This is a genomic window from Streptomyces sp. NPDC006872, assembly GCF_040635845.1.
GTDB lineage: Bacteria > Actinomycetota > Actinomycetes > Streptomycetales > Streptomycetaceae > Streptomyces.
Genome location: NZ_JBEYIL010000021.1, coordinates 186,423 through 210,156, shown reverse-complemented (window position 1 = coordinate 210,156; position 23,734 = coordinate 186,423). Strand labels below are relative to the sequence as shown.

The 23,734-nt window shown below is 69.9% G+C and carries 20 protein-coding genes and 2 pseudogenes; 15 read left to right on the top strand and 7 right to left on the bottom strand.

The genetic code is table 11. The features are described from left to right. Window positions 1–3: 3 nt before the first annotated feature. Window positions 4–426: a hypothetical protein gene (locus ABZ725_RS43615; protein ID WP_358807906.1), complete on the top strand. Its 423-nt coding sequence runs from the start codon at window positions 4–6 to the stop codon at window positions 424–426. Window positions 427–444: 18 nt separating this feature from the next. Here ABZ725_RS43615 and ABZ725_RS43610 read toward each other — a convergent pair. After that, a pseudogene (locus ABZ725_RS43610) lies at window positions 445–552 on the bottom strand (IS5/IS1182 family transposase); the annotation flags it as partial. A 316-nt stretch (window positions 553–868) separates the two neighbouring features. On the opposite strand from ABZ725_RS43610, the gene ABZ725_RS43605 reads away from it, so the two are divergent. After that, window positions 869–1,276 (top strand): hypothetical protein, encoded by a 408-nt coding sequence (locus ABZ725_RS43605; protein ID WP_358807894.1) that lies wholly within the window; start codon window positions 869–871, stop codon window positions 1,274–1,276. A 134-nt stretch (window positions 1,277–1,410) separates the two neighbouring features. Here ABZ725_RS43605 and ABZ725_RS43600 read toward each other — a convergent pair whose 3' ends face one another. Further along, on the bottom strand, window positions 1,411–1,869 hold the full coding sequence (locus tag ABZ725_RS43600; RefSeq protein ID WP_358807893.1) for a MarR family transcriptional regulator: 459 nt from the start codon (window positions 1,867–1,869) through the stop codon (window positions 1,411–1,413). A gap of 63 nt (window positions 1,870–1,932) precedes the next feature. On the opposite strand from ABZ725_RS43600, the gene ABZ725_RS43595 reads away from it, so the two are divergent. After that, window positions 1,933–2,301, top strand: coding sequence for a VOC family protein (locus ABZ725_RS43595; protein ID WP_020549970.1), 369 nt, complete (start codon window positions 1,933–1,935; stop codon window positions 2,299–2,301). Between the two features lie 362 nt (window positions 2,302–2,663). Here the strand turns inward: ABZ725_RS43595 and ABZ725_RS43590 are convergent, their stop codons facing one another. Together ABZ725_RS43590 and ABZ725_RS43585 are read right to left on the bottom strand one after the other, a co-directional pair. Beyond that, window positions 2,664–6,452 carry a CHAT domain-containing tetratricopeptide repeat protein gene (locus ABZ725_RS43590; RefSeq protein WP_358807892.1) on the bottom strand — a complete coding sequence of 1,263 codons (3,789 nt, stop codon included), beginning with the start codon at window positions 6,450–6,452 and terminating at the stop codon, window positions 2,664–2,666. Between the two features lie 276 nt (window positions 6,453–6,728). Beyond that, window positions 6,729–8,732, bottom strand: coding sequence for a caspase family protein (locus ABZ725_RS43585; protein WP_358807891.1), 2,004 nt, complete (start codon window positions 8,730–8,732; stop codon window positions 6,729–6,731). 492 nt (window positions 8,733–9,224) lie between these two features. Between ABZ725_RS43585 and ABZ725_RS43580 the strand changes: the two genes are divergently transcribed. Next, entirely contained in the window at window positions 9,225–9,839 is a 615-nt protein-coding gene (locus ABZ725_RS43580) for an ABC transporter substrate-binding protein (protein ID WP_358807890.1), read from the top strand. A gap of 20 nt (window positions 9,840–9,859) precedes the next feature. On the opposite strand, the gene ABZ725_RS43575 is transcribed toward ABZ725_RS43580, so the two are convergent. After that, a complete protein-coding gene (locus tag ABZ725_RS43575) occupies window positions 9,860–10,804 on the bottom strand; it encodes a LysR family transcriptional regulator (protein ID WP_358807889.1) in 945 nt (314 codons plus the stop codon). Window positions 10,805–10,934: 130 nt separating this feature from the next. Here ABZ725_RS43575 and ABZ725_RS43570 point away from each other — a divergent pair, with 130 nt between their 5' ends. The 10 genes from ABZ725_RS43570 (at window position 10,935) to ABZ725_RS43525 (ending at window position 20,695) form a co-directional block, all read left to right on the top strand. Continuing rightward, window positions 10,935–11,927 carry a fumarylacetoacetate hydrolase family protein gene (locus tag ABZ725_RS43570; protein ID WP_358807888.1) on the top strand — a complete coding sequence of 331 codons (993 nt, stop codon included), beginning with the start codon at window positions 10,935–10,937 and terminating at the stop codon, window positions 11,925–11,927. Continuing rightward, window positions 11,924–12,880, top strand: coding sequence for a cyclase family protein (locus tag ABZ725_RS43565; protein WP_358807887.1), 957 nt, complete (start codon window positions 11,924–11,926; stop codon window positions 12,878–12,880). Before ABZ725_RS43570 ends, ABZ725_RS43565 begins: the two co-directional genes overlap by 4 nt. A 23-nt stretch (window positions 12,881–12,903) precedes the next feature. After that, window positions 12,904–14,034 carry an FAD-dependent oxidoreductase gene (locus ABZ725_RS43560; RefSeq protein WP_358807886.1) on the top strand — a complete coding sequence of 377 codons (1,131 nt, stop codon included), beginning with the start codon at window positions 12,904–12,906 and terminating at the stop codon, window positions 14,032–14,034. Then, entirely contained in the window at window positions 14,031–15,029 is a 999-nt protein-coding gene (locus ABZ725_RS43555; protein ID WP_358807885.1) for an amidohydrolase family protein, read from the top strand. Before ABZ725_RS43560 ends, ABZ725_RS43555 begins: the two co-directional genes overlap by 4 nt. 4 nt (window positions 15,030–15,033) lie before the next feature. Continuing rightward, window positions 15,034–15,966, top strand: coding sequence for a VOC family protein (locus ABZ725_RS43550; RefSeq protein ID WP_358807884.1), 933 nt, complete (start codon window positions 15,034–15,036; stop codon window positions 15,964–15,966). Between the two features lie 56 nt (window positions 15,967–16,022). Then, on the top strand, window positions 16,023–16,994 hold the full coding sequence (locus ABZ725_RS43545) for a fumarylacetoacetate hydrolase family protein (protein WP_358807883.1): 972 nt from the start codon (window positions 16,023–16,025) through the stop codon (window positions 16,992–16,994). Next, on the top strand, window positions 16,991–17,719 hold the full coding sequence (locus ABZ725_RS43540) for an SDR family oxidoreductase (protein ID WP_358807882.1): 729 nt from the start codon (window positions 16,991–16,993) through the stop codon (window positions 17,717–17,719). Before ABZ725_RS43545 ends, ABZ725_RS43540 begins: the two co-directional genes overlap by 4 nt. 11 nt (window positions 17,720–17,730) lie before the next feature. Next, window positions 17,731–18,486: a CoA transferase subunit A gene (locus tag ABZ725_RS43535; RefSeq protein ID WP_358807881.1), complete on the top strand. Its 756-nt coding sequence runs from the start codon at window positions 17,731–17,733 to the stop codon at window positions 18,484–18,486. Further along, on the top strand, window positions 18,483–19,145 hold the full coding sequence (locus ABZ725_RS43530; protein WP_358807880.1) for a CoA transferase subunit B: 663 nt from the start codon (window positions 18,483–18,485) through the stop codon (window positions 19,143–19,145). Before ABZ725_RS43535 ends, ABZ725_RS43530 begins: the two co-directional genes overlap by 4 nt. Before the next feature lie 251 nt (window positions 19,146–19,396). Continuing rightward, window positions 19,397–20,695, top strand: a complete 1,299-nt coding sequence (locus ABZ725_RS43525) for an MFS transporter (RefSeq protein ID WP_358807879.1) — start codon at window positions 19,397–19,399, stop codon at window positions 20,693–20,695. Window positions 20,696–20,705: 10 nt separating this feature from the next. Here the strand turns inward: ABZ725_RS43525 and ABZ725_RS43520 are convergent, their stop codons facing one another. Continuing rightward, window positions 20,706–21,332, bottom strand: a complete 627-nt coding sequence (locus ABZ725_RS43520; RefSeq protein ID WP_358807905.1) for a prolyl oligopeptidase family serine peptidase — start codon at window positions 21,330–21,332, stop codon at window positions 20,706–20,708. 128 nt (window positions 21,333–21,460) lie between these two features. Further along, window positions 21,461–21,796: pseudogene (locus tag ABZ725_RS43515) on the bottom strand (hypothetical protein); the annotation flags it as partial. A 405-nt stretch (window positions 21,797–22,201) separates the two neighbouring features. Between ABZ725_RS43515 and ABZ725_RS43510 the strand changes: the two are divergent. Continuing rightward, a complete protein-coding gene (locus ABZ725_RS43510) occupies window positions 22,202–23,734 on the top strand; it encodes a carboxylesterase family protein (RefSeq protein ID WP_358807878.1) in 1,533 nt (510 codons plus the stop codon).

Here is a 23,734-nt window from a genome sequence, read left to right as displayed (position 1 = left end):
GCCATGGATTCCCGACCGAACCCCGTGCCGCGTAGCGGCACAGCAACGATCGAGAAGGCCGGAATCCTCGGGCTTCAGCCCGAGGTGCAAGTCAACAACGCCCTGAATGCTGGCCGACTGGCGCCGTTCACCGAGGACTCGTGGCACGTACGTATCGGGCGGGTCGCCAACTGGGCCGGGGTACTCCGGCTGGCCGCTCGGGCAGGCGAGTGGGAACTCCGACCCGTCGTCGGGCACAGCCCGCCGCACCCTGCGGGCATGGCCGAACTGCTGTCCGGAATCTATGCGATCGGCGAGCAGGGCGAGATATGGATGGCGCAGCTCCGAGAGCGCAGATTGCCACCGGCGAATGAGATTGCCAAGGCAGAGGGTTTCCTGACCGGGCCAGGCTCCATCGAGGATCTCGAGCTGTTCTTCTACGACTGATGGCCGTCTCTCCTCGGGTCGGCGTCGCGTCGAGATGAGGATGGCAACGAGGTGGAGTACGGCCTGGGCCTGGTAGGCGATGGCGAGTTTGTCCGTTCGCATGGCCGGGCCGCGCCACTGCTTGAGGTTCAAAGGGGCACGCTCCAGGAGGTCTGCGAAGGTGGTGAGGCCCCGCGAGTCATCGCCCAGCAGCAGTTTCCGCTAGAGGTCGACCCAGGTTCGAAGGGCTTCGGTGTCCAACACCCACGCGCGGCATCACGCTGTGTAACCTCACCGGCTCTTGGAGTGCCGAAGTGGCGTACGTCGGCCAGGGAATGGAGAATTCTTCTTGGTCCTGAACGATCCGGTTCACCTCGCGTGCAGCGAGCGGATCTCAGCCGCCCCAGGTTTCCTGGCCTTTCAGTGACTCTCGCTGGGCGCGGTGGCAAAAACGGGAGGTGGCGTGACGAATCCCCGAACCGTCCTGATGCAGGCAAGCCAAGGTCCCGTACCGGAGAATTGGCGGGTCTTCACCAAGAAGCGGGGGAAACTGTCCGGCTTCCTGCGCGGGACGTCGGATGATCCGGATCCGCTGCTGGTCATCACCCCTGATGAGGTCATCGAGTACAAGGACGAACGCAAGTCGCTGACGATCGTCAATTTCTACGAGCTAGCTGGAATAACGCTGAAAGCGACCGCACGTACCTCCTCCGGAAGTATGTTGGCGGATCTTGACGTATGGGTGGACCTCGACTATCGCGACGGACGGAAGGGAAAGTGGCGATCCACATCCTTCGCGGACGACCTGCAGACGATTCAGGGGTTCATCGAAGCGTACGGTGTCCACAAGGCACTTCAAGGGCGCTACTGACCTCTGGCCCGAAACTGGCTCATCGTGGAAGAGGGTGTAGTCGGGGGCTGTCGGTTTTCGAGGTCGCCTGCGCGGATTTTCATGCTCGGCTGCACTCCTGTCCGGGTGCGGCGAGACGTGCGCCGGGGAACGAGCTATGCACCGTCGTTGTCATCGCGCAGGGAATGGATCATGCTCTGCAGGGTCCGGAACGCGGCTGACTGCTCGGTCTCGGTCATGCCGGCCAGCATTCTGACCTCGACGGACCGGACCGCTACGGTCGCCTTCTCCAGGCTCCGTCGGCCGCGAGGCGTGAGCCGCGCGGGAAGAACCTTCCCGACGGGTGCCTCCGCAGGCCTGGTCACGTAGCCGTCTCGTTCCAGGGTCTGGAGCAGCACGTTCATCGACTGCCGTGTCACGAACGCGCCGCGCGCGAGCTCGGAGTTCGACAAGCCCGGTCGTTGCGCCAGCAGTTCGAGGCAGGCGTAGTGCGTCACGCTCATCCCGAGTGGCCGCAGCACCTCCTCCATGGCTGTGCGCAGGGCGCTCGACGCCTCTTTCAGCAGGTAGCCCAGTGATTTGTCCAGGTCGACGCCAACGCCGTTTTGACTCATGTCAGCATTCTGACATACCTTGGTCTGTGTCAGGAATCTGACACGACGAGAAGGAGCATCATCATGCCCGCCACCGGCCCCGACTTCATCTCTCTCCAGGCGCGTGACCTCGACGCTTCGCAGGCTTTCTACGAGCAGTACCTCGGCCTCGTCCGCTCGCAGGCCGGACCTCCGCACGCCGTCGTCTTCGAGACGAAGCCGATCGCGTTCGCACTCCGCGACGTCGTTCCCGGCACCGATCTCGCATCCGTTGCTCAGCCCGGCATCGGTGCCGCGATCTGGCTCCACGCCACCGACGTCCAGGCGATCCACGACGCGCTCGTCGCCGACGGTCACACCATCGTCTCCGCACCGATTGACGGCCCCTTCGGCCGGACCTTCACCTTCGCCGACCCCGACGGCTACCAAGTCACTCTCCACGACCGCGCCTGATAAGCCGCGGCACCGACATCCGCCGCCTGCTGCTCACCGACCTTGACCTGTCCCGCGAGCGTCTCGTCGTACGGCACCCTGGAAAAGCGACACATTGTCTGCCTGGACGAACTCACTTACCGCTGCGCGCCCGCATGGCTCCCTGAACGCCACCGACGTCGACCGGTCACGAGCAACCCGCATTTGCTGATCAATCGATGAACCGCGGTCACCTGATGCGCCTGTTCGGTATCGCTTCCCACACCGCGATGCGGTGCATCAACGCGGCCCACCCCGAACGCGCCGCGAAGCTGCCCCGGTGGACCGGGAGGGGCCAGGACGACGGCCGCGGCCAACGGGTGGGACAGCCGCACCGCGACGTCCTACCGATCGACGTTGCCGAGGAAGCCCGCGGACATCGGCCCGGGGTCGCCCTGGCAGATGAACGCGCCCCAGTAGTACGGATCGGGCCTGCGGGCGCGCATCGCCAACTGGGCCGCGCGGAACGCGGAACCGCGCGGTTCGCCACGCTTGAGACGACCGTAGAACTCTTCCATGAGCTCCTGCGTCTCCCGGTCAGGGACCTGCCACAGGCTCATCACCAGGGTCCGCGCGCCGGCGATTCCCACCGACCGGCGGAGTCCGTACACGCCTTGCCCGACGGCAACCAGGCCGCGACCCGTGTCGCAGGCCGACAGCACGACGAGTTCGGTGCCGGACAGGTCCATGGTGGCGAGGTCGGCCGCGGTCAGCAGCCCGTCCTCCGCCGGGTCGGGCAGGTGGCCGCGGCGCAGCCAGGTGTTGGCACCGGCGAGGGCGAGCCCCGAGTTGAGCAGGGGAGCGGGGAAGGCGCTGAACGCGCGTCGGTCGGCCTGCCGGGGGCGGCTTTCCGTCGACTGGGCGTCGTCGAGAAAGTAGCCGTGCGAGGCGATGTGGAGAATGACGGGCGACCGTTGCTGCTTGAGCGGCCCCTCGACGGCGTCGGCGCCGAGCCACGCCTCGACACCGAGCAGGTCGGCGACGTGCCGGCCCTCGTCGTGCGTTCCCGGTAGCCGGGCGAAGTGAAGGCCGGCGGCACGTCGCCCGTCCGGGTCACCTTCCGGGGGAGCCGGGTCGGTGGTCGCGTCCAGGGCGAGGTCGTAGTCGGGGTCGGCGATGACGACCGGGGGGTTGGCCGGCTCGGAGGCGGTCCGGTGGGCGGGGATCAGGTCGCGGCCGGTCGTCAGGTAGGCGATCTCATGGGTATCGATGACGAGGCGGCCGTCGTCGAGGGGCAGGATCTCGAAGGGCAGCGTGTACAGCTGGGCGTCGGGAGCGATGAACAACCGCGGCCGGTCGTCGATCCGCAGCGGGTCCAGAAGGGCCTTGCGCAGTTCGACGGCAGCCTGGTCGGCCGCCCGCGCGACGTCGTCCGGAGCGGCCTTCTCCGGGTCGATGTCGCGCGCCCGGCCACCGCGGGTGACATCGCGGCGCAGCAGGACGATGTTCGCGTCGACGCTGCCGGCCGTACCCAGGTCGATCAGGCGGACGTCGTCGTCGCGATCGGGCGTGACGACGAACGCGTAGTACCGGTCGGGTCCCCACCGTGACCCGCCCTCGGCCGGGACGGCCGACTCGTCGAGCGTCGGAACGCACAGGAACTCGACGAGCGCCGACCCCTCGGGAAGCCGCGACCGGACGGCCTCCAGGGTGACCCGCGGCAGAACCTCGCCCAGCCATCCGTCGCCGTGGAAGATGGTCCGGAGCTCGGATTCGAGGCGGTCGCGGTTTCCCATGAGGAACCCCGCCCTGCCGACGTACTCGGAAACCTGTTCCAACCACTCCTCCCGGCTCAGGTCGCCCTGCTCGGGCCACCCCTCCATCATGTGCGCGTGCAGATCCCGATGGGCCGCCTCGAGTTCCGGATACATCCCGTACCGCAGGTTCCGCGCGTAGGTGTCGAGCACGTCCTCGAGATCGGCTATCTGTGGGATCTCGCCGCTCTCGATGGTATGCAAGACCTCGGCAAGCTTGCTCCGCGCGTCACCGCCGTCGTGCTGCCTGCTGTGGATCTCCTCGCGCCTGCGTACGAAGTCGGCCTCGGCCACGATTCCCTTGCGCCGCCAGACGACCTCCAACAGCTGCGTCACCAGCTCGGGTGACTGGAACCGGGGGCGGCCGAGGATGTTCAGCAGCGCGACCGGCTGATCGACGGAGAGGGACGAGATGCCCGCCACCGTGGACTTCTCCTGGATGAGACCGTCCTGATACCGCTCGGCCGTCAGAACGACGTCGATCGCCTCTCGTTCGCGTCCCATCCCGACGAGAGCTGTACCGAGTTCCCGCAACAGTGCGATGTACTGCGGTTTCCGTTCCGCGTCGGTGTCCCGGCCCAGCAGCTCGACCGCGCGTCGGAACAATTTCTCCGCGCTGTCCCAGCGGCCCTTCGCGAGCTGAACCGTTCCGCGCAGGCCGACGGTGACCGCGATGGCCGGAACGTGGTCGCCCACCGCCTTCTCCATCAACCGGAGGCTGGTCTGCAGAAGTTCGTCGGCCTCGTCGTAGCGTTGCTGCGCGAGGTGACACTTCGCCAGTCCGTCGCAGGCGGTCGCGTAGTACTCGTTGTCGGGACCGGCATTCCGTTCGATGAGGTCCATCGCTCGGCGGAGGGTGCTCTCCGCGTCGTCATACCGGCCCTCGTAGGTGTCGACCGCGGCTTTGCCGATGAGTATCAACGCGTGGCCGACGGAGTCCTCGAGGCCGGCCGAGCGGTGGAGCTCGATCGCCTCCTCCTCGTAGTGGCGGGCGAGGAACGTGTCCCCGGCGTCGAGATGGAGCACGGCGAGGTTGTGCGTGGTGGCCGCGAGGTCCGCGCCCGACTGGCGGCCCATGACGTACCGGTAACCGCGCACCGCCTCCCCGAATTGGCCGGCGAGCTTCTGGGAGAGCGCCATCCTGGCCGCCGTGTCGACGGTGGTGGGGTGGTCGAAGCCCAGGTTCGCCTGATCGATCGCGAAGGCCTCGTGGTACCGGACGGCGCTGTCGGAGTACCGACCCATCCGGTGGTACAGGTCGCCGAGCTGTTTGAGGCGCGACCCGTACTCCGGCGAGCCAATGCCCTTCATACGGCCGACGATGTCGACGATCTCCGTCACCTGAGCTTCGGCCGCACTGAGCCTTCCCATGTCGACGTAGACCTCGGTGAGGCCGTCGACCATGCCGATGTACCGCAGGTCGTCGGTGCCGAAGAGGCGGCGCCTGAGATCGACGGCCTCACGATAGAGCCGCTCGGCCTCGGCGTGCTTGCCGAGCTCTGCGCACACGAGGGCCAGATTGCCGAGACACGTTGCGTACGACGGGTGGTCGGTTCCGACCGCCCGGGCGAAGGATTCCAGCGCCTCGCGGTGCATCTCCTCGGCGACGTCGATCTGACCCTGAACGTGTTTCGCCTGGGCAAGGTTGTCGAGAACGGTCGCGTAGGTCTCGCTCGACACCCCGTCGAACAGCAGCGCCAGCTGAAGAGCGTGGGCCAGGAGTGGCTCGGCCCGCTGCCAGTCGCCGGTCGCGGCGTAGGCCATGGCCAAGTAGTTCAGGCTGCGGCCCGTCTCGGGATGGAACTCGCCGTGCCATCCGACGACGAGCGCCAGCACGAGGTGGGCGATGTGGATCGACTGCTCGTGGTGTCCGTTGGACCGGAGCGCGTGGTAGTTGCCCCGGAGGCGGTTGACCTCCTCGTCGGGGTTCGGCGCCGCCTGGCTCCACCCGTCGAGCAGGTCGGTGTCCATCAACGCGATCTGGGTCTCCATGCACTCGACGTCCAGGTCGAGGCACTCGCGCAGATGCCGGCGCCCTGCGTCCAGGTCGCCGGTGGTGATCAGGTGCATCCCGACGTAGCACAGCGCCTGGCACCGCCGAAGGTCGTCGTCGGCTTCGGCGATGACCGACGCCGGCTCCCGCCGGCCCAGCGTGACGTCGAGGAGGGCGGACTCCCACGGGCCGCCGACGACCTCGTGCGGGGTCTGCCCGATCGCGTCGTCGGGTGACATCCCCATCCGGCGCAGGCTGATCAGGAGGATCTGCGCCATCCCCAGGCTGACGCCCGTCCGCAGGATGTCCATCGCGATCCTGGCCGCGGCGGGGTAGTCGCGTCGCACGAATGCCCACAGACACTGCTCGAACGGTTCGTAGTCCACCTGAACTCCCGTCTCTCGCCAACGGACTGCCGCGCCAATGTCCGTGAGGCCGGCGGTGGAAGAACGCAAGGACGGCGCCGCAGGCACCCCGCATCAGGATGAGCACGCCGAATCCGCCCGGGGTGGTCAGCCACGCGAGCAAGTGCACCAGCAGGTCGACCCCAGCGGCGGCGTGGACGATGAGGACCACGAGCGCGACGGCGCTCTGTGTCAGCGAATCGGCGACCGGGCCGCCGCCACCGCCCGGTGCGCTCGCTGCTCGGCACCCGTCCCACGCTACTCACGCGCCGGCTGGGTGCGCGGGTTCCGGCCGGGATCGTCAGGGCCGCTCGGTACCCGCGTGGTGACCTCGACGGTCTTGACGGCCCAGTCCAACGCGACCTGCGGCGCCGGCTCGAAATCGCGCTGCACCGCGAGCAGGCCGAGCCGGTCCAGGACCCCGGTGACGCCGCGCCGCGCGCCTCGGGTGGACGACCGGGGCGTCTCCCGGAGCCGGGGCAGCGCGAACGGGGCCGAGCCGAACGGCTCCTCCGCGACCAGTAGCACCAGCCAGTCCGTGACGGAGGCGCCCGGCTCGACCGGCTGGTCGGGTGGCAGGGCCAGAGTGACGGCCGCACCGTTACCGGCCTCCGCCGTCCAGTGTCCCGCCACGTACTCCCCGGGGAACAGGTCCGCATGCATGCGGTGCCGGTCGGTCAGGTCGAGCAGGACGCAGAACAGCTTCCGGTCTGTGGTGTTGCGGAGCCGGACGAAGGCCGACGGCGGTTCCCATGTCGCGCCGGTCCAGGTGTAGGCGAAGTCGAGGTCTTTCACCGGTGCGGGCGCGCCGTCGCGGGGCGGGCGCTGCCGACCCGGCAGCGCCGGGAACAACTCGAGCTGGATCGCCTCCTCTAGCGCCGGGGACGCGCTTTCCAGGTTGCGTACCTGCAGCCAGCGGGCGATGTGGTCCAGGTCGCGGACGGTCTGTTGGATGCCACGGTCGTCGATGGGGACCGGGGACGCCAGTGGCTTGTCGTCGATGCCGGTGACCTGAATCGTGCGGCTGTGGTCGGCTTGACGTACCCGTACCCCGAGCCGGAACGCGGACTCGTCGGTGGTCGGGACGATGCGAATGTGCGGTGACGGGCCGCCGCCGGGACCGGTGGTCCGGACGGTCTCGGTCAGGCGAAGGACGACGTCGGGGTCCGCCTGGATCGACACCGCGACAGGGGGGAGCGGCACGTCGGTCAGGACCATGTCGTACTGCTGTTCTTCGTCGGGTGCCCAGTCGATCGGGTCAACGACGCTGCGTTGGGTGTACACGTCGGCAACGTGAACCTCCCGGAGCGGCGCGGTGCGGTGCACCCCGAACCGCGAGCCGGTGACGACGCCGTGCATGGCCCCCGTGTCCACCTCCCACTGGTCCTGCAGGTACCGCATGGTGACCCGGGCAGCGCGCGGCCGCAGCGCCCCGCCGAAGACCTCCCGGTCGGCGAGATCCCCGATCGCTTCCAGCTGGGGTATCTGCCGCAGGAGCCGGCCCTCGACCCGGCATCGCGCGTAACTGAGCACTTGGCGGTAGGTGGCGTCGCGGCCGAGTCGGGCCAGCGCGTGGCCGAGTGCCTCGGTGAACACACCGTGCCAACCGTCGGGGAACGGCCGTTCGTTGGCCAGTTCCCACTCGTCGCACGCGGAGAACGCCACATGCCTGGGCAACTGCGCGCCGGGAACTGGCCCTGGACCGTATGGGTCCGTAGCGTCGGTATCCAGCTCGGGCAGCAGGTCGCGGAGGTCGGGCGGAGTTTCCGACCTGGGCGCAGACCGCGGGGTCAGGTCGGGCGGCAGGCCGTCACGCATCGCGCTGCGGGAATGGCACGCATCCATGATCGTCACAAGGGTGGCGCCGGTACTGACCACCTCGTAGGCCAGGACGGCGAGCTCCTTGTCGTACAGGTCCGGGACGTCGGCGCGGCTGTCATGGCACACCATCGTCTGGCACATGCCGGCGCTTTCGGCGTACCAGATCCCTTCCGGCAACGGCCCCGTCGAGCCGTGACCGCTGTACCAGAACAGCGCGATGTCGTCGGCGCCGAGACAGCCGAGGTGGCTGCGGAACGCCTCGATGATGCCGGCCCGGGTGGCCTGCTCGTCACAGCGCTTCTCGATGACCAAGTCCGCCGGCGCGATCCGGTCGCGCAACAGCCGCTCGGCCAGTCTGATGTCGTTCACGCAGCCGCGCAGGTTCAGGTGCGGCAGTCGGTAGCTGTCGATACCGACCAACAGGGCGTGGACCTTGGGCATCGACGGAGCCTCCTGTCCGTGGCGGTTTCGCGGTCATGGACCGGTGTGCGCGAACGGGGTCCACGCGGTGGGCCGGTCCGTCGATTCGGCACGCGGCCGGCGTACGGCATGGTGCGGCCCGGCGGCGGCACGGTCGGCGTGCCGTACGCCGTCGGGTGCCACGGCGCGATAGACGTCCGCGGCGACCTGTGCCGCCTCCCCAGCTCCACGATCCCCTGCCCCTCGGCCGTACGACGCCCGTCCGTTCGATGTGACGCCACTCATTGCCACGAGTCAGCGCCACTGTCCGTTCCCGGCTGCTGGGGGCGCACAGACGCACATCTACGGCGCACACCGTCACGATCTGAGCGGCCCTGTGCCAACGGCTTCGCAGAGCAGGCCAAACCCAAGATTCGCTTGGGGCCTGTGTCTCAACCCCCCTTTGGATCCATGGGCGGGACTGGGCCGGCGGTATGTCTGGGGTCAACGGGCCTGGCGTACAACGGCGCGCTGTTGTCCTACCTAGATGTCAAAGACACCTCGACCACCACCGAGACCGTCGACACGGCACTGAGCAGACTCCTGCCCAAGGAACTCACCGTCCTCGACCCGTCCCAGGCCGAGGACAAGAACACGATCGCCGTCACCAAGAAGACCGCGGACGCGCACGGTCTGAAGACCATCGCGGATCTGGCTCCCGTCGCCTCGTCCATGCAGTTCGGCGGGGCGCCCGAGGACAAGGAACGGTTCCAGGGACTGGTGGGGCTGAAGAAGGTCTACGGGCTCGACTTCAAGGGCTTCAAGCCGCTCGACCAAGCCGGGCCACTCACGATCACCGCGCTTGCCGACGGCAACGTCGACGCCGCCATCCTCTACTCCACGACACCCGAGATCAAGCAGCGCGGATTTGTCGCCCTCACCGATCCCGAGAACGTCTTCGGCGTCCAGAACGTCATTCCGCTCGTCAATTCCGAAGCGGTGCCGGAGAAGGCCCGGAAGGTGCTCGACTCGATTGCGAAGGCCCTCGACACCACCACGCTCACGGCTTTGAACGCGAAGGTCCAGATCGACAAGGAATCCCCGGTCGCGGTCGCGAAGCAGTGGCTTGAGGAGAAGTCGCTCATCTGACGCCACTGGCCGACGGAGGCTCAGTCGCCTTCTGCCGCTGTGGCCAGGTGGCCAGGCGTAGACGTCGACAGCTCGGCTCCCACCCGGGCGGCGGTCTCGCGCAGCCAGATGTGGGCCGCGTCGTGGGTGTGGACCGGGTGCCACCACAGCGCCGCCTGGAGGGGAACCGCCTCGTAGGGCGGTTCGAGGACGCGTACGGCGGCCACCCCGGCCAGTCGCTCGGCCAGGCGCCGCTGTACCAGGGCGATCCGGCGGGTGTCGGCGACCATGAAGGGCAGTACCTGGAAGCTGTCGACGGAGACCTCGACGCGGGGTTCGATGCCGAGCATGCTCAGCTGGCGGGCAGCGGGCGCATCGTAGGTGCGCTGGTAGGTGACCCAGGGCAGGCGGGCCAGGTCGCCCATGGTCAGCCGGTCGCCGACCTCGTCGTTGGTCTCGGCGACGAGGAAGGCCCAGCGGTCGGTGAACAGCTCGACGGCGGGGAAACCGCTGATGATGCCGTGCGGCAGCAGAAGCCCGTCCACCGTGCTGAGCAGCGTCGCGGTGTCCTCCATGACATCGGTCGGATGCCGCTGGAAGCGCAGCCGTACCCGCGGGGCCTCCGCGTGCACGGTCCGGGCGAGTTCGGCACCGAACACGGCTACCGCGTAGTCGGAGGCGAGCAGCGTGAACTCGTGCTCCTCGCTGCCCGCGCTGAATTCGGCCCTACTGCTGAAGACCCGTTCCAGCAGGTCACAGGCGGTGGCGGTGCGGTCGAGGAGGGCTTGGCCAAGAGCAGTCAGCTCGTACTGACCGCCGACGCGGGAGAGCAGTTCGTCGTCGAAGTGCCGGCGCAGGCGGGCCAGGGCGGCGCTCGTCGCGGGCTGACTGAGCCCGATCCGCTGCCCGGCACGCGTCACATTGCGTTCCTCCAGCAGGGCTCTCAGGGACAGGACGAGATTGAGATCGAGTCCGGACAGGTACACAACGCCTCCAGGACGGGCCAGCGCAAGGCTGCGATATCCACACGGCAGATGATCAACATCTGAAGAATCTATTTCCCAGATTACGGCGGACGGGCCAGATTAGTCGCACCGCAATCAGGAGGACATTCCCGTGAAACCCGCAGCCCCGTCCGCGTCCTTCTCCGGACCGTTCGCTCTCGGCACGCTCTCCGCCCCCGACCAGGCGGCTTTCCCCGCCCTGACGGTCCCCGAGGGTCGGGTGCTGAACCTGCGTACCACTCTTGGCGAGCCCGCTCTGACGGTCCGGGGGATCCTCGAGCGTTGGGACGAGACGCTCCCCCTCCTCCGCGAACTGGCGGCGGACGCGGACGCGGACTGGCAGTCGCTCGACGGCCTGAGCGTGCGGGCGCCCGTCGAGCCCCGTCAGGTCTTCCAGTCCGGCGCGAACTACCGGCAGCACGTGATCGACCTGGAGGTCGCCCACCGCGCCCCCGACGACCCCCGCACGGTCGAGGAGGCGCGCGCGGAGATCGCCGCGATCATGGACCGCCGGGCGGCCGAGGACCTGCCGTACGTCTTCATCGGGCTACCGAGCGCGATCACCGGCCCGTACGACGATGTCGTGCTCCCCGCCTGGGCCGAACAGCCCGACTGGGAACTGGAGTTGGCCGCTGTCATCGGACGGCCCGCCTACCAGGTGTCCGTGGACGAGGCCCTGGAGCACGTCGCCGGCTACACCATCGCCAACGACCTCACCGACCGTGCCACCGTCTTCCGCCGGGACATGAAGGCCATCGGCACGGACTGGCTGCGCAGCAAGAACGCGCCCGGCTTCACCCCGCTCGGCCCATGGATCGTGCCGGCCGAGTCGATCGCCGACACCGGGGACCTGCGGGTCACGCTGAAGCTGAACGGCGAGACCATGCAGGACGAGTCCACCAAGGACATGATCTTCGGCGTCGCGCGCCTGGTGTCATACGCCTCCCGGACCGCCCAACTCCTTCCCGGAGACGTGGTGTTGACGGGAAGCCCGGCCGGCAACGGCATGCACTGGGGGCGGCTGCTGCGCGACGGCGACATCATGGACGGCTCGGTCACCGGGCTCGGCGCCCAGCGCACCCGCTGTCTGGGGGAGGGCGCATGAACCGCGCGGACCCCGAGGGCGCGATCGCCGAGGCCGCCAAGTCGTACTCGAACTGGGGCCGTTGGGGCGAGGACGACGTGCTCGGCACCCTGAACTTCCTCGACGAGGCCAAACGCCGCGAGGGCGCCTCGCTGGTCCGGCGCGGGGTGAGCTTCTCCCTCTCGCAGAGCTTCGACATGAACGGCCCGCAGAAGGGCTGGCGCCGGCGCACCAACCCGGTGCACACCATGCTCGACACCGGCACCGACGCCGCCCTGGGCAACCAGGGCTTCCCGCACGGCATCGGCGGCGCCGACGACGTGATCGCGATGCCGTTGCAGTGCTCCACCCAGTGGGACGGCCTCGGGCACATCTTCGACCACGGCAAGGCCTGGAACGGACGGGCGGCCGAGAAGGTCGTCACCTCGGACGGCGACCTGGTCACCGGCATCGAGCACATGGCGCCGTACGTCGCCGGCCGCGGAGTCCTGCTGGACGTGGGCCAAGTCGTCGGCACGGACGGTGAGTTGCCCGACGGCTTCGCCATCACCGAGGAGCATCTGACCGCGACCGCGGCGGCCCACGGGGTGGATGTCGGCCGCGGGGACATCGTCGTCGTACGGACCGGGCGGCTCGCACGGGCCCGCCGCGAAGGCTGGGGCGACTACGCGGGCGGGGATTCGCCCGGCCTGTCGTTCACCACGGCCGGCTGGCTGCACCGCACCGAGATCGCGGCCATCGCCACCGACACCTGGGGTTTCGAGGTGCGCCCGAACGAGTTCGAGCACGCCTTCCAGCCGCTGCATCAGGTCGCCATCCCCCACATCGGCCTGCTCATCGGCGAGATGTGGGACCCCGACGCCCTCGCGGACGACTGCGCGCGCGACGGGGTGTACGAGTTCTGGCTCACCGCCGCCCCCCTGCCCATCACCGGAGCCGTCGGCTCCCCCGTCAACCCGGTCGCCGTCAAGTGAGCGGCGGAACAAGGGAGTTCCCCATGGCCGAACCCCGTACGGTACTCGTCATCGGTGGCGGCGCCGCCGGCAACGCCAGCACCGTCCTGCTGCGCCGCGCCGGCGTCGCCGTGGACCTGATCGAGGCCCGGCCCGACTGGAACGCCACCACCGGCTCCGGCATCACCCTCCAGGGCAACGCCCTGCGCGTCCTGCGGGAACTCGGGGTGTGGGACCAGGTCGAGGCATCCGGATTCGCCTTCGGCTCGCTGGGCGTCACCACCCCCGACGGCACCGTCCTGCACGAGGCCGAGGACATCCGGACCGGCGGCGAAGACCTGCCCGCCACCCTCGGTATGCAGCGGCCCCAGTTGCAGCGGATCCTCATCGACGCGGTCCGCGCCTCGGGCGCCACCATCCGTCTGGGCACCACCGCCACGGCCCTGGACCAGGACCCGGAGGGCGTCACCGTACAGCTCAGCGACGGTACGACCGCCCGCTACGACCTGGTGATCGCCGCCGACGGCCTCAACTCCTCGACCCGGGCCGCGACCGGCATCACGGCCAAGCCCGAGCCGACCGGCATGGCCATCTGGCGCACCCCCGCCCCCCGGCCCGCCGGCCTGGTACGCACGGACCTGGCGTACGGCGGCCCGGCGTACATCGCCGGCTACTGCCCGACCGGCGAGAACACCATCTACGCCTACGTCGTCGAGGCGTGCCGCGACCGCGCCTCGATCGACCCCGCCACGTACGCGGACGAGATGCGGCGGCTCACACAGGCGTACGGCGGCCACTGGAGTGAGATCACCCCGCACATCACCGACCCGGCGAAGGTCAACTACGCGTGGTTCGACCGGCTGCTGGTCGAGGGCTCCTGGCACCGGGGCCGGGTCGTCCTCGTGGGCGACGCTGCCCACGGCTGCCCGCCCACCCTCGCCCAGGGCGCCGCCATGTCCCTGGAGGACGCCTCCGTCCTCGCCGAACTGCTCACCAGCGGCCGGGCCTGGGACGACGACCTCTTCCAGGAGTACTACGAGCGCCGCATCCCGCGCGTACGGGCCGTCGTCGAGGCGTCCGTCCAGCTCGGCCAGTGGCAGCTGGACGGCATACGCGACGCCGACGTCCCCGGCCTCATCGGCCGCACGATGACGATGCTCAAGGAACTGCCATGACCACGCCCACCGTGGACGTACACGCGCACATCCTGCTCCCGGAGGTCGAGGCTCTCGTGGCCGGCCTCCCCGGTCTGGCCGAGGCCAGGACACTGGACGCCCGGCGCAACGGCCCCGCCTCCCTGGCCGTCAGCGGCCCCATGGTCCGCGAACGCATCCCCAGGGCGACCGACGTCACCGTACGGCTGGCCGCGATGGACGCCCAGGGCGTGGATGTCCAGCTGGTCAGCCCGTCGCCCTCGCACTACCACTACTGGGCGGACGAGGAGACGGCGGAGAAGGTGTACCGGCTGGCCAACGAGGCGACGGCCGCGCACTGCGCCCAGGCGCCCACGCGCCTGCGCGGGCTCGGACTCGTTCCCCTCCAGCACCCGTCCCTGGCCGTCGAGGCGCTCGAACACGCCCTGGAATACGGCCTGTTGGGCATCGAGATCTCCTCGCACGCGCCCGGTCGTGAGCTGTCGGATCCGGCGTACGAGCCGCTGTGGACACGAGCCGAGCAGACCGGAGCCGTCCTCTTCCTGCACCCCTTCGGCTGCACGCTCGACGAACGGCTGGACCAGTGGTACCTGTCCAACACCGTCGGTCAGCCCACCGAGAACGCCGTCGCGCTCTCCCATCTGATCTTCTCCGGTGTACTCGACCGACACCCCGGACTGAAGCTGATCGCCGCCCACGGCGGCGGCTATCTGCCGACCCACATCGGCCGGTCCGACCATGCCTGGTCCACCCGCTCCGACGCGGGCGCGGGCTGCGCCCAGCTGCCCAGCAGCTATCTGCGGCGCCTCTACTTCGACTCCCTCGTCCACGACCCGCACGTGCTGCGGTCGTTGATCGCGGCGGCGGGCGCCGACCGCGTCCTGCTCGGTTCCGACTTCCCGTTCGACATGGGCACCGAGGACCCGCTCGGCGCGCTGCGCTCCGCGCGGCTCTCCGATGCCGACTTCGACGCCGTCCGGGGCGGCAACGCCGCCGCCCTCCTCCTCAAGGACTGATCGCATGCGTCTGCTCACCCATCTGCGGCACGTCGACCTCGCCGTGCCCGACTACGACAAGCAACTCGACTTCTACGCCGGCGTCTGGGGCCTGACCAAGGTCGCCGAGGACTCCGGGATCTCCTTCCTGGCCGCCGAGGGCTCGCCCGAGCAGTACGTCGTACGGCTGCGCAAGGCCGAGGAGAAGCGCCTCGACCTCGTCTCGTACGGCGCCGCTTCGGCGGCCGACGTCGACACGCTCGCCGAGCAACTCCGCGCCGGGGGAGTGCAGTTGATCTCGCAGCCCGGCAAGGTCGACACCCCCGGCGGCGGTTACGGCTTCCGGTTCTTCGACGTCGACGGCCGCACCATCGAGGTCTCGGCGGACGTCGAGGTACGGCAGCACCGCCGGATCGAGGAGAAGGAGGCGATCCCGGTCAAGCTGTCGCACGTCGTCCTCAACTCCCCCGATCTGAACCGGACTCGGGAGTGGTACGAGCGACACCTCGGCTTCCGTCTCTCCGACACCCTCATGCATCCGAGGATGGGCGAGGCGATGCACTTCATGCGGATCAGCAACCAGCACCACTCCATGGCCATCGCCCAGGGCCCGCACACCGCCCTGCACCACGTCTCCTTCGAGATGCGCGGCATCGACGAGTACATGCGCGGCTCGGGCCGGGTGATGCGGGCCGGCTTCAAGAAGGTCTGGGGCCCGGGCCGGCACATGGCGGGCGACAACACCTTCACCTACTTCCTGGACCCGCACGGCAACACCGTCGAATACACGACAGAGCTGGAGGCCCTCGACGAGGACACCTGGCACCCGCACGTCTACGACTTCTCCCAGCCCGAGGTCTCCGACCAGTGGGGCACCGCGAACCCGATGAACGAACTGGTCGCCAAGGAGTCGTTCAACGACGTCGACCGCGGCGTGTTCGTCGCCCCGCCGGTCTGATTCCCCTCGTCCCGCCCTCTTCCTTTCCCGACCACCGTCGGAGCCTGGAGCCTCGTATGCGTTTCGCCACCTACGAACACCACAACCAACGCCGGGTCGGCGTCGTGGGCGAGGACGGCACCCTCCACCCGGTACCCGGAGCACGTTCGCTCACGGAGCTGATCCGGTCCGGCGACGGCCTCGACGCGCTGCTCGACATGGGCGCCACCGCCCTCGGTGCCCCGCCGGGACCGCAGGTGTCCGAGGCACGGCTGCTCCCGCCGCTGGAGCCGCCGACCGTGCGGGACTTCGTCACCTTCGAGGAACACGTCGAGGGTGTACGGCGGTCCGTGGACGGCGTCGGCGGGGTGCCCGAAGCCTGGTACGACGCCCCGACCTTCTACTTCACCAACCCCTACGCGATCATCGGCGCCCACGACGACGTGCCGGTGCCACCGGGCAGCAACGCCCTCGACTTCGAGCTGGAGGTCGCCGCCGTCGTCGGCCGGGAGGGGCGGGACCTCACCCCCGAGCGGGCCCGGGACCACATCATCGGCTACACGATCTTCAACGACTGGTCCGCGCGCGACCTGCAGGCCCGTGAGATGCAGGTCCGCCTCGGCCCGTGCAAGGGCAAGGACACGGCCGCCACCCTCGGCCCGTACCTCGTCACCGCCGACGAACTGGAGCCGTACCGCGACGCCGACGGATTCCTGCGGCTCGCACTCACCGCCTCGGTGAACGGCGAGGTCGTCGGCAAGGATCTCCTGTCCAACATGAGCTGGACGTTCGAGGAGATGGTCGCCTACGCGTCGAGGGGCACCGTCGTCCGCCCCGGAGACGTCCTCGGCTCGGGCACCTGCGGCAACGGCGGCTGTCTGGCGGAGCTGTGGGGCGTCCGGGGTGAGCAGTCTCCGCCCCCGCTGCAGCCCGGCGACACCGTCACGCTCACCGTCGAGGGCATCGGCACGGTGTCCAACACCGTGGTGGCGGGCGCCGATCCGGTGCCGCTGGCCTCCGCCCGTCGTCGTAGCCGGGAGCGGCCGTGAAGCGGCTCGAAGGGAAGGTCGTGGTCGTCACCGGCGCGGCCCGGGGCCAGGGTGCCGCCGAGGCGGCGGCCCTGATCCGGGAGGGCGCTCGCGTCATCGCCACCGATGCGGTACCGGAGGGCGCCTGCCGCCGCCTCGACGTCACCAGCGAGCACGACTGGGCCCGACTGGCCGCCGAGCTGCGGGAGTTCTACGGCGAGGTGCACGGCCTGGTGAACAACGCGGGCGTCACCTGGCGCGCGCGCCTCGACGAGGTACGGCCCGAGGACTTCGCCCGCGTCCACGCCGTCAACGTCACCGGCCCCCTGCTGGGCATCCAGCACCTCACCCCACTGATGCCACCCGGCTCCTCCATCGTGAACGTCGGATCGACCGCCGCCCTCACCGGCCACTACCCGGTCGCCTACACGGCCAGCAAGTGGGCCCTGCGCGGGCTGTCGAAGACCGCCGCCATGGAGCTCGGCCCGCGCGGCATCCGCGTCAACACCATCCACCCCGGCTTCATCGAGACCGAGATGACCGCCTCCGCCGCGCCCGCCTTCCGGGACGCGAACATCCGGGAGACCCCGCTCGGCCGCACCGGCACGGTGCACGAGGTCGCCCCACTCGTCGTGTTCCTGCTGTCCGACGACGCCTCCTTCATCACCGGTGCGGAGATACCGGTCGACGGCGGTCTGACCGCGCACGGCGGCGTCAAGTCCATCTCGGACGCACTCCCCGGTTGAGAGGACCCTTCGTGAACAAGGTCAGTACGAGCGCGGCCGAAGCGATCGCCGACATACCCGAGGGCGCGTCACTCGCCGTCGGCGGCTTCGGCCTCAGCGGCGTACCGGAGGTCCTGATCCACGCCCTCCACGAGCAGGGCGCCACCGGTCTGAACGTCGTGTCGAACAACTGCGGTGTCGACGGCCGCGGTCTGGGCGTGCTCCTGGCCGCCGGCCGCATCGCCCGCGTGACGGGCAGCTACGTCGGCGAGAACAAGGAGTTCGCCCGGCAGTACCTGTCGGGCGAGCTGGAGGTGGAGCTGGTGCCGCAGGGCACGCTGGCCGAACGCCTGCGCGCGGGCGGCGCGGGCATCCCCGCCTTCTTCACCCCGGCGGGCGTCGGCACCCAGGTGGCCCAGGGCGGACTGCCCTGGCGGTACGCGCCCGACGGCTCGGTCGCCCTCGCCTCGCCGGCCAAGGAGACCCGCGACTTCCAGGGCCGCCCGCACGCCCTGGAGCACGGCATCACCACCGACTTCGCCCTCGTCAGGGCCTGGCGCGGCGACCACCACGGCAACCTCGTCTTCCGCCGTGCCGCCGCCAACTTCAACCCCCTCGCCGCGATGGCCGGACGCGTCACCGTCGCCGAGGTCGAAGAGCTCGTGGAACCGGGTGAGCTGCGCCCCGACGAGATCCACCTGCCGGGCGTCTTCGTCCAGCGGATCGTGCGCCTGACCGCCGCCCAGGCCGCCGACAAGCAGATAGAGAAGAGGACCGTACGCGCATGAGCACGCCCAAGGGCTGGACCCGCGACCAGATGGCCGCCCGCGCCGCCGCCGAACTCACCGACGGTTCCTACGTCAACCTCGGCATCGGCCTGCCCACCCTGATCCCCGGCCATCTTCCGCCCGGCGTGCACGTCGTCCTGCACTCCGAGAACGGCATCCTGGGGACCGGCCCCTACCCGGCCGAGGACGAGGTCGACCCCGACCTCATCAACGCGGGCAAGGAGACCGTCACCGTGCTGCCCGGCGCCTCCTTCTTCGACTCCGCGCTCTCCTTCGGCATGATCCGCGGCGGCCACATCGACACCGCCGTCCTGGGCGCCATGCAGGTCTCCGAGCACGGTGACCTCGCCAACTGGATGATTCCCGGGAAGATGGTCAAAGGCATGGGCGGCGCGATGGACCTCGTCCACGGCGCGCGGCGGGTGATCGTGCTGATGGAGCACACCGCGAAGGACGGCTCACCGAAGATCGTCAAGGAGTGCGCCCTTCCGCTCACCGGCGAGCGCTGCGTCCACCGCATCATCACCGACCTCGGCGTCCTCGACGTCACCCCCGACGGGCTCGCCCTGGTGGAGACCGCCCCGGGGGTCACCCTCGACGAGATCGCCACGAAGACGGCTGCACCCTTGCGCGCCGACGCGGCCACCGCCGCCTGCTGAACACCCGGACCAGCTCCGCGAGGGCCCATCCACACCAAGGATGATCCTCATCCGGTAAATCGATCGGACAGAGACTAGGCAGCGCCCACTCGCTGGCTCATAGTCGACCTCAGTCCAGCCCGCCCGGCCGCATTTCGGTGCCTTTCCCACACATTGGGCGGGTGCCCGCCGGGCCCCGCACCGCCTCGCCCGGCCCGCTCGCCGACGGCGCGTCCCCATCCCCGCTGAACACAACGACGTGGAGTTCCAGCATGCCCACAACCGCGCCCCCGCCCCCGCCCGCAGATGTCGACGGCACCGCTCCGACGGCGGACACCGTGTCCGGCTCCGCACACCGGCTGCGCGTCACGCTCCTGATGACCGGCAGCTGTCTGCCGATCCTGGGCGCCGTACTGATCGCCCCGGTGCTGCCGAAGATGCGGGACCACTTCGCGGGCGTACCCGGCGCCGACGTGCTGGTCCCGATGGCCCTCACCGTGCCGGCCCTGTCGCTGGCGCTGCTGGCCCCCTTCGCGGGCGTCATCGTCGACCGGCTCGGCCGCAAGCGCCTGCTCGTGGTGGCCACCGTGCTGTACGCGATCTTCGGTACCGCCCCGCTCTGGCTGAACTCGCTGGGCGCCATCGTGGCCGGCCGAGCCCTCGTCGGTGTCGCCGAGGCCGCCATCATGACCTGCTGCACCACGCTGATCGGCGACTATTACACCGGCCGCGTACGGGACCGCTACCTCGCCCTGCAGACCATGTGCGCCTCCGCCTCCGCGACCGCCTTCTTCGTCATCGGCGGCGCGGTCGGATCGGCCGGCTGGCGGGCACCGTTCTGGATCTACGCCGTCAGCCTGCTGCTCGCCCCCGCGATGGCCGCCTTCCTGCCGCAGCCCAGGCCCACGGCGAAGATCGCCGATGCCGATGCCGATGCCGACGCCGATGCCGATGCCGCCTCCGTCCCGTCGACGGAGTCGCGGCCCTACCCCTGGCGGCAGCTGGCCGGGATCTGCGCACTGACCGTCTTCGGCGCCTTGGTCTTCTACACCGTCCCGGTGGAGATGTCGTACCTGATGGACGACCTGGGTGTGAAGGCCACGGGTGTGATCGGACTGGCCACCGCCCTCGCCAGCGCCGCCACTGTGACCGGCGCGATCGTCTTCACCAAGCTGCGCCGAGGTCCCAGGCTTCCACTGCCGGCCGTCTTCGCCCTGTGCGCCGCCGGATTCGTGGTGATCGCCTTCGCGGGCAACCCGGTGCTCCTGATCGTCGGCGCCGTCATCAACTGCCTGGGCACCGGCATACTCCTGCCGTCCCTGCTCACCGGCGCCATGTCCAAGCTCGACCACGCCGACCGGGGCCGCGGCACCGGCCTGTGGACCGCGTCGTTCTTCATCGGCCAGTTCCTCTGCCCGCTGGTTCTCCTCGCCGTCTCCGCCGCGGTCGGCGGCCTCGCCGCCGCCGTCGGGCTCCTCGGCCTCGCCTCGGCCCTCATGGCCGCCGCCCTGCTGCTCGCCCGTCACCGGGCAGCCACCGGCGCGGGCATGCCGGAGGCGCAGACAGGCTGACCTCCGTCCATCAGCGGTGGTTGCCGCAGCGGGAAGCGGGGCGCAGCCGCTGATCCAGGAAGGAGACGACCGCCTGCCATGTCGGGGTCACCGGGCGGGGTGCTGTGGTGTGCCCCTTCCGCGTGCTCTCCTGGTAGGCGCCCTGGCGGGTCGCGTCGTCGGTGAGCATCGCGAAGTCCGTGCCGTGTCCGGCCTTCGGGAGGGAGATCAGGCGTGCGTCGTCGCCCGCGGCGGCCAGCTTGTCGTAGAGGAGGCGGCTCTGGTGGTAGGGCACGGTGGTGTCCTGTTCGCCGTGGAGGATCAGAAACGGCGGGGTGCGCCGGGTCCCGATGTAGGTGAGCGGATTGGCCGCGGCGACCTTGGCGGGGCAGGCGGTGATGGTGCAGCCGAGCAGCTGCGACTCGGGGGAGCGGGTGTCGGAGTGGCAGTCCGTCAGCCCGAATGCGGAATTCAAGGATCGGCAGTCGTCCGGCATGTGGGCGTCCATCTGGAGGAAGTCCGTGGGTGGGTGGAACGGCACGGCCGCCTGGACGGCGCTGGAGGGCCCACGTTCGCCGACTTCGCCTTCGAGTTCCGGGATGTTCCCGGTGACGGCTGCCATCGCCGTGGTCCAGCCGCCGGAGGAGTCGCCCATGATGGCGAACCGTTCCGGGTCGAGGCGGTAGGTCTTCGCGTGTGCGCGCAGCCAGCGGATGGCCGGATGGCGCCCTTGATGTCGTACAACTGGGCCGGGAACTGCGCCTGTCCGCTGGAGCGGATCGCGTCGCCCGCGACGCCGTATCCGTGCGGGTTGAGCTGGGCGGCCACCTTGTCGGCACCGATGCGACCGCTGTCGGCCAGCCAGCCCGAGCCGCTGGTGAAGATGACCAGCGGGAGCGGGCGCTTCGACTGGGGAACGTAGAGATCCAACAGGTGACCCTGGGTCCCGGGCGGCTGGGCCGACGCGTAGGGGAGGTCCTTGGTAACGCCGGGCAACCGGCCGGGGGCCGACGACGGCGCCGGCCGGGCCGACTCCGATGACCCGGCCCGGCCGCCGAGGCCTGCCGCGCGCTCGCTGTCGCGGTGGACGGCGTTGATGGCCGCGTGGACCGCGGCCTGCACGCTGAACAGCCACACCGGTGACGGCGGCCACGACGTACATGACGCCGAGCGGCAGGTGGGACGTGCGCAGAAGTGCTTCGGCGCCTGTCGGTGCGAACCAGGTCGCCTCCTCCGCCGGCTCGCTCCTCGTCATCAATGCCGACGGCGTCATCGGCCCACTGGGGGAGGTGGTGCGGCGGGAGTGGGGGAAGGGGCCATCTTCGTCCTTGGAGATGTGGGTTCTCAAAGCACGAGACTGTTCGGGTAGTTCGCCCAGTGAAATATGGTTCACTGTGAGCGCCTATGAGTCTCGGGTGACGGTCGGCCGGTGTCAATGGGGCCGGCTCCGCCTTCCGTTTCGGTCACTCGACTCACATCCCGTGCGCGGACCGCCTGCCCGGCAGCCGGTCCCTTGAGGAGTCATCGATGAGCAGTAGCGAGTTCCCTGAGGTGAGGACGGTGGCGGGCGCGGTCCGCGGTCGCCGCGAGAGCGGCCTGGAGGTGTTCCGGGGCATCCCGTTCGCCCAGCCGCCGGTGGGTGAGGCGCGCTTCGCGGCGCCGCAGCCGGTGGACGGCTGGGACGGCGTGCGGGAGGCGTTCGCGTTCGGTCCGCCGCCTCCGCAGGAGCCGATGGGCCCCGCGGCCGAGCCCCCTGCCGGACTTCCTGCCGGACTTCCGGTCGGTGACGACTGGCTGACGGTCAACGTCTGGACACCGGAGTCGGACCCGGCCGCGCGAAGGCCCGTGATGGTGTGGATCTACGGCGGCGCGTACAAGTTCGGCTCCGTCGACGACCCGGCCTACGACGGCAGCCGGCTCTCCCGTGACGGCGAGCTGGTCGTGGTCACGCTCAACTACCGAGTCGGCATCGAGGGGTTCGCCCAGATCGAGGGCGCACCCGCGAACCGCGGTCTGCTCGACCAGGCTGCCGCCCTGGAGTGGGTGCGCGAGAACATCACCGCCTTCGGCGGCGACCCCGACCAGGTCACGGTCTTCGGCGAATCCGCAGGCGCCGGGTCCATCGCCGCGCTGATGGTCATGCCGCGAGCGCGGGGCCTGTTCCGGAGGGCCATCACCCAGAGCGTGCCGGGCACCTTCTTCTCCGCCGCACTGGCCGGGGACATCGCCGAGGTCCTCGCCGGCGAGCTGGGTCTGCGCCCGACGGTCGCCGATCTGTCCGGTGTGGACCCACGCAAGCTGCCCGGGGCGGGAGCCGCGCTGACCGCCAGGATGCGTGAGTACGTGCACCGGTGGGGTCCGGTGGCTCTCACCCCGACCCCCTTCTCGCCCGTCGTCGACGGCGACGTCCTGCCCGCCGCGCCGTGGCAGGCCCTTGCGGGCGGCGCCGCACGGGATGTGGAGCTGATCGCCGGGCACAACCGGGACGAATACCGCCTCTTTCTCCTGCTCGGCGGGCTGCTCGGCAAGGTGGACGAGAGCCTGGCCTCGATGGCGCTGGGCCTGTTCGGACCGGTGCCGGACAGCGAACAGGCCTACCGCACCGCGTTCCCGGACGCCTCCGCGGAGTACCTGTTCGAACTGGTGCAGTCGGACTGGCTGTTCCGCATGCCCTCGCTGCACCTCGCGCAGGCGCAGGCGGCAGGCGGCGGCCGGGCGCACATGTACGAGCTGACCTGGGCCGCACCCGCCAACGGCGGCGTCCTGGGCGCCTGCCACGGCCTCGATGTACCCCTGACCTTCGGCGTGTACGGCGGCCTCGGCGCCATGCTGACCGGGCCGGTCCCCTCGCCCGAGACCGAGGCGCTCTCCGTCCGCTTCCGCTCCGCCTGGACCGCCTTCGCGGCCGACGGCGACCCGGGCTGGCCCGCGTACGACGCCGAGCGCCGTCTCGTGCAACTCCTCGACGTCGAACCCACGGTCACCGCGTACCCGGAGGAGGCCACCCGCCGACTCTGGGAACACCATGCTTTCGCTGCTCTGCCCCTGATCACCGCGTAG

Excerpts from the sequence above, each read along its gene's own strand:
- ABZ725_RS43615 (WP_358807906.1), top strand. The coding sequence starts at position 4 with ATGGATTCCCGACCGAACCCCGTGCCGCGTAGCGGCACAGCAACGATC.
- ABZ725_RS43600 (WP_358807893.1), bottom strand. The coding sequence starts at position 1,869 with ATGAGTCAAAACGGCGTTGGCGTCGACCTGGACAAATCACTGGGCTAC.
- ABZ725_RS43595 (WP_020549970.1), top strand. The coding sequence starts at position 1,933 with ATGCCCGCCACCGGCCCCGACTTCATCTCTCTCCAGGCGCGTGACCTC.
- ABZ725_RS43585 (WP_358807891.1), bottom strand. The coding sequence starts at position 8,732 with ATGCCCAAGGTCCACGCCCTGTTGGTCGGTATCGACAGCTACCGACTG.
- ABZ725_RS43565 (WP_358807887.1), top strand. The coding sequence starts at position 11,924 with ATGAACCGCGCGGACCCCGAGGGCGCGATCGCCGAGGCCGCCAAGTCG.
- ABZ725_RS43560 (WP_358807886.1), top strand. The coding sequence starts at position 12,904 with ATGGCCGAACCCCGTACGGTACTCGTCATCGGTGGCGGCGCCGCCGGC.
- ABZ725_RS43555 (WP_358807885.1), top strand. The coding sequence starts at position 14,031 with ATGACCACGCCCACCGTGGACGTACACGCGCACATCCTGCTCCCGGAG.
- ABZ725_RS43550 (WP_358807884.1), top strand. The coding sequence starts at position 15,034 with ATGCGTCTGCTCACCCATCTGCGGCACGTCGACCTCGCCGTGCCCGAC.
- ABZ725_RS43545 (WP_358807883.1), top strand. The coding sequence starts at position 16,023 with ATGCGTTTCGCCACCTACGAACACCACAACCAACGCCGGGTCGGCGTC.
- ABZ725_RS43530 (WP_358807880.1), top strand. The coding sequence starts at position 18,483 with ATGAGCACGCCCAAGGGCTGGACCCGCGACCAGATGGCCGCCCGCGCC.
- ABZ725_RS43525 (WP_358807879.1), top strand. The coding sequence starts at position 19,397 with ATGCCCACAACCGCGCCCCCGCCCCCGCCCGCAGATGTCGACGGCACC.
- ABZ725_RS43510 (WP_358807878.1), top strand. The coding sequence starts at position 22,202 with ATGAGCAGTAGCGAGTTCCCTGAGGTGAGGACGGTGGCGGGCGCGGTC.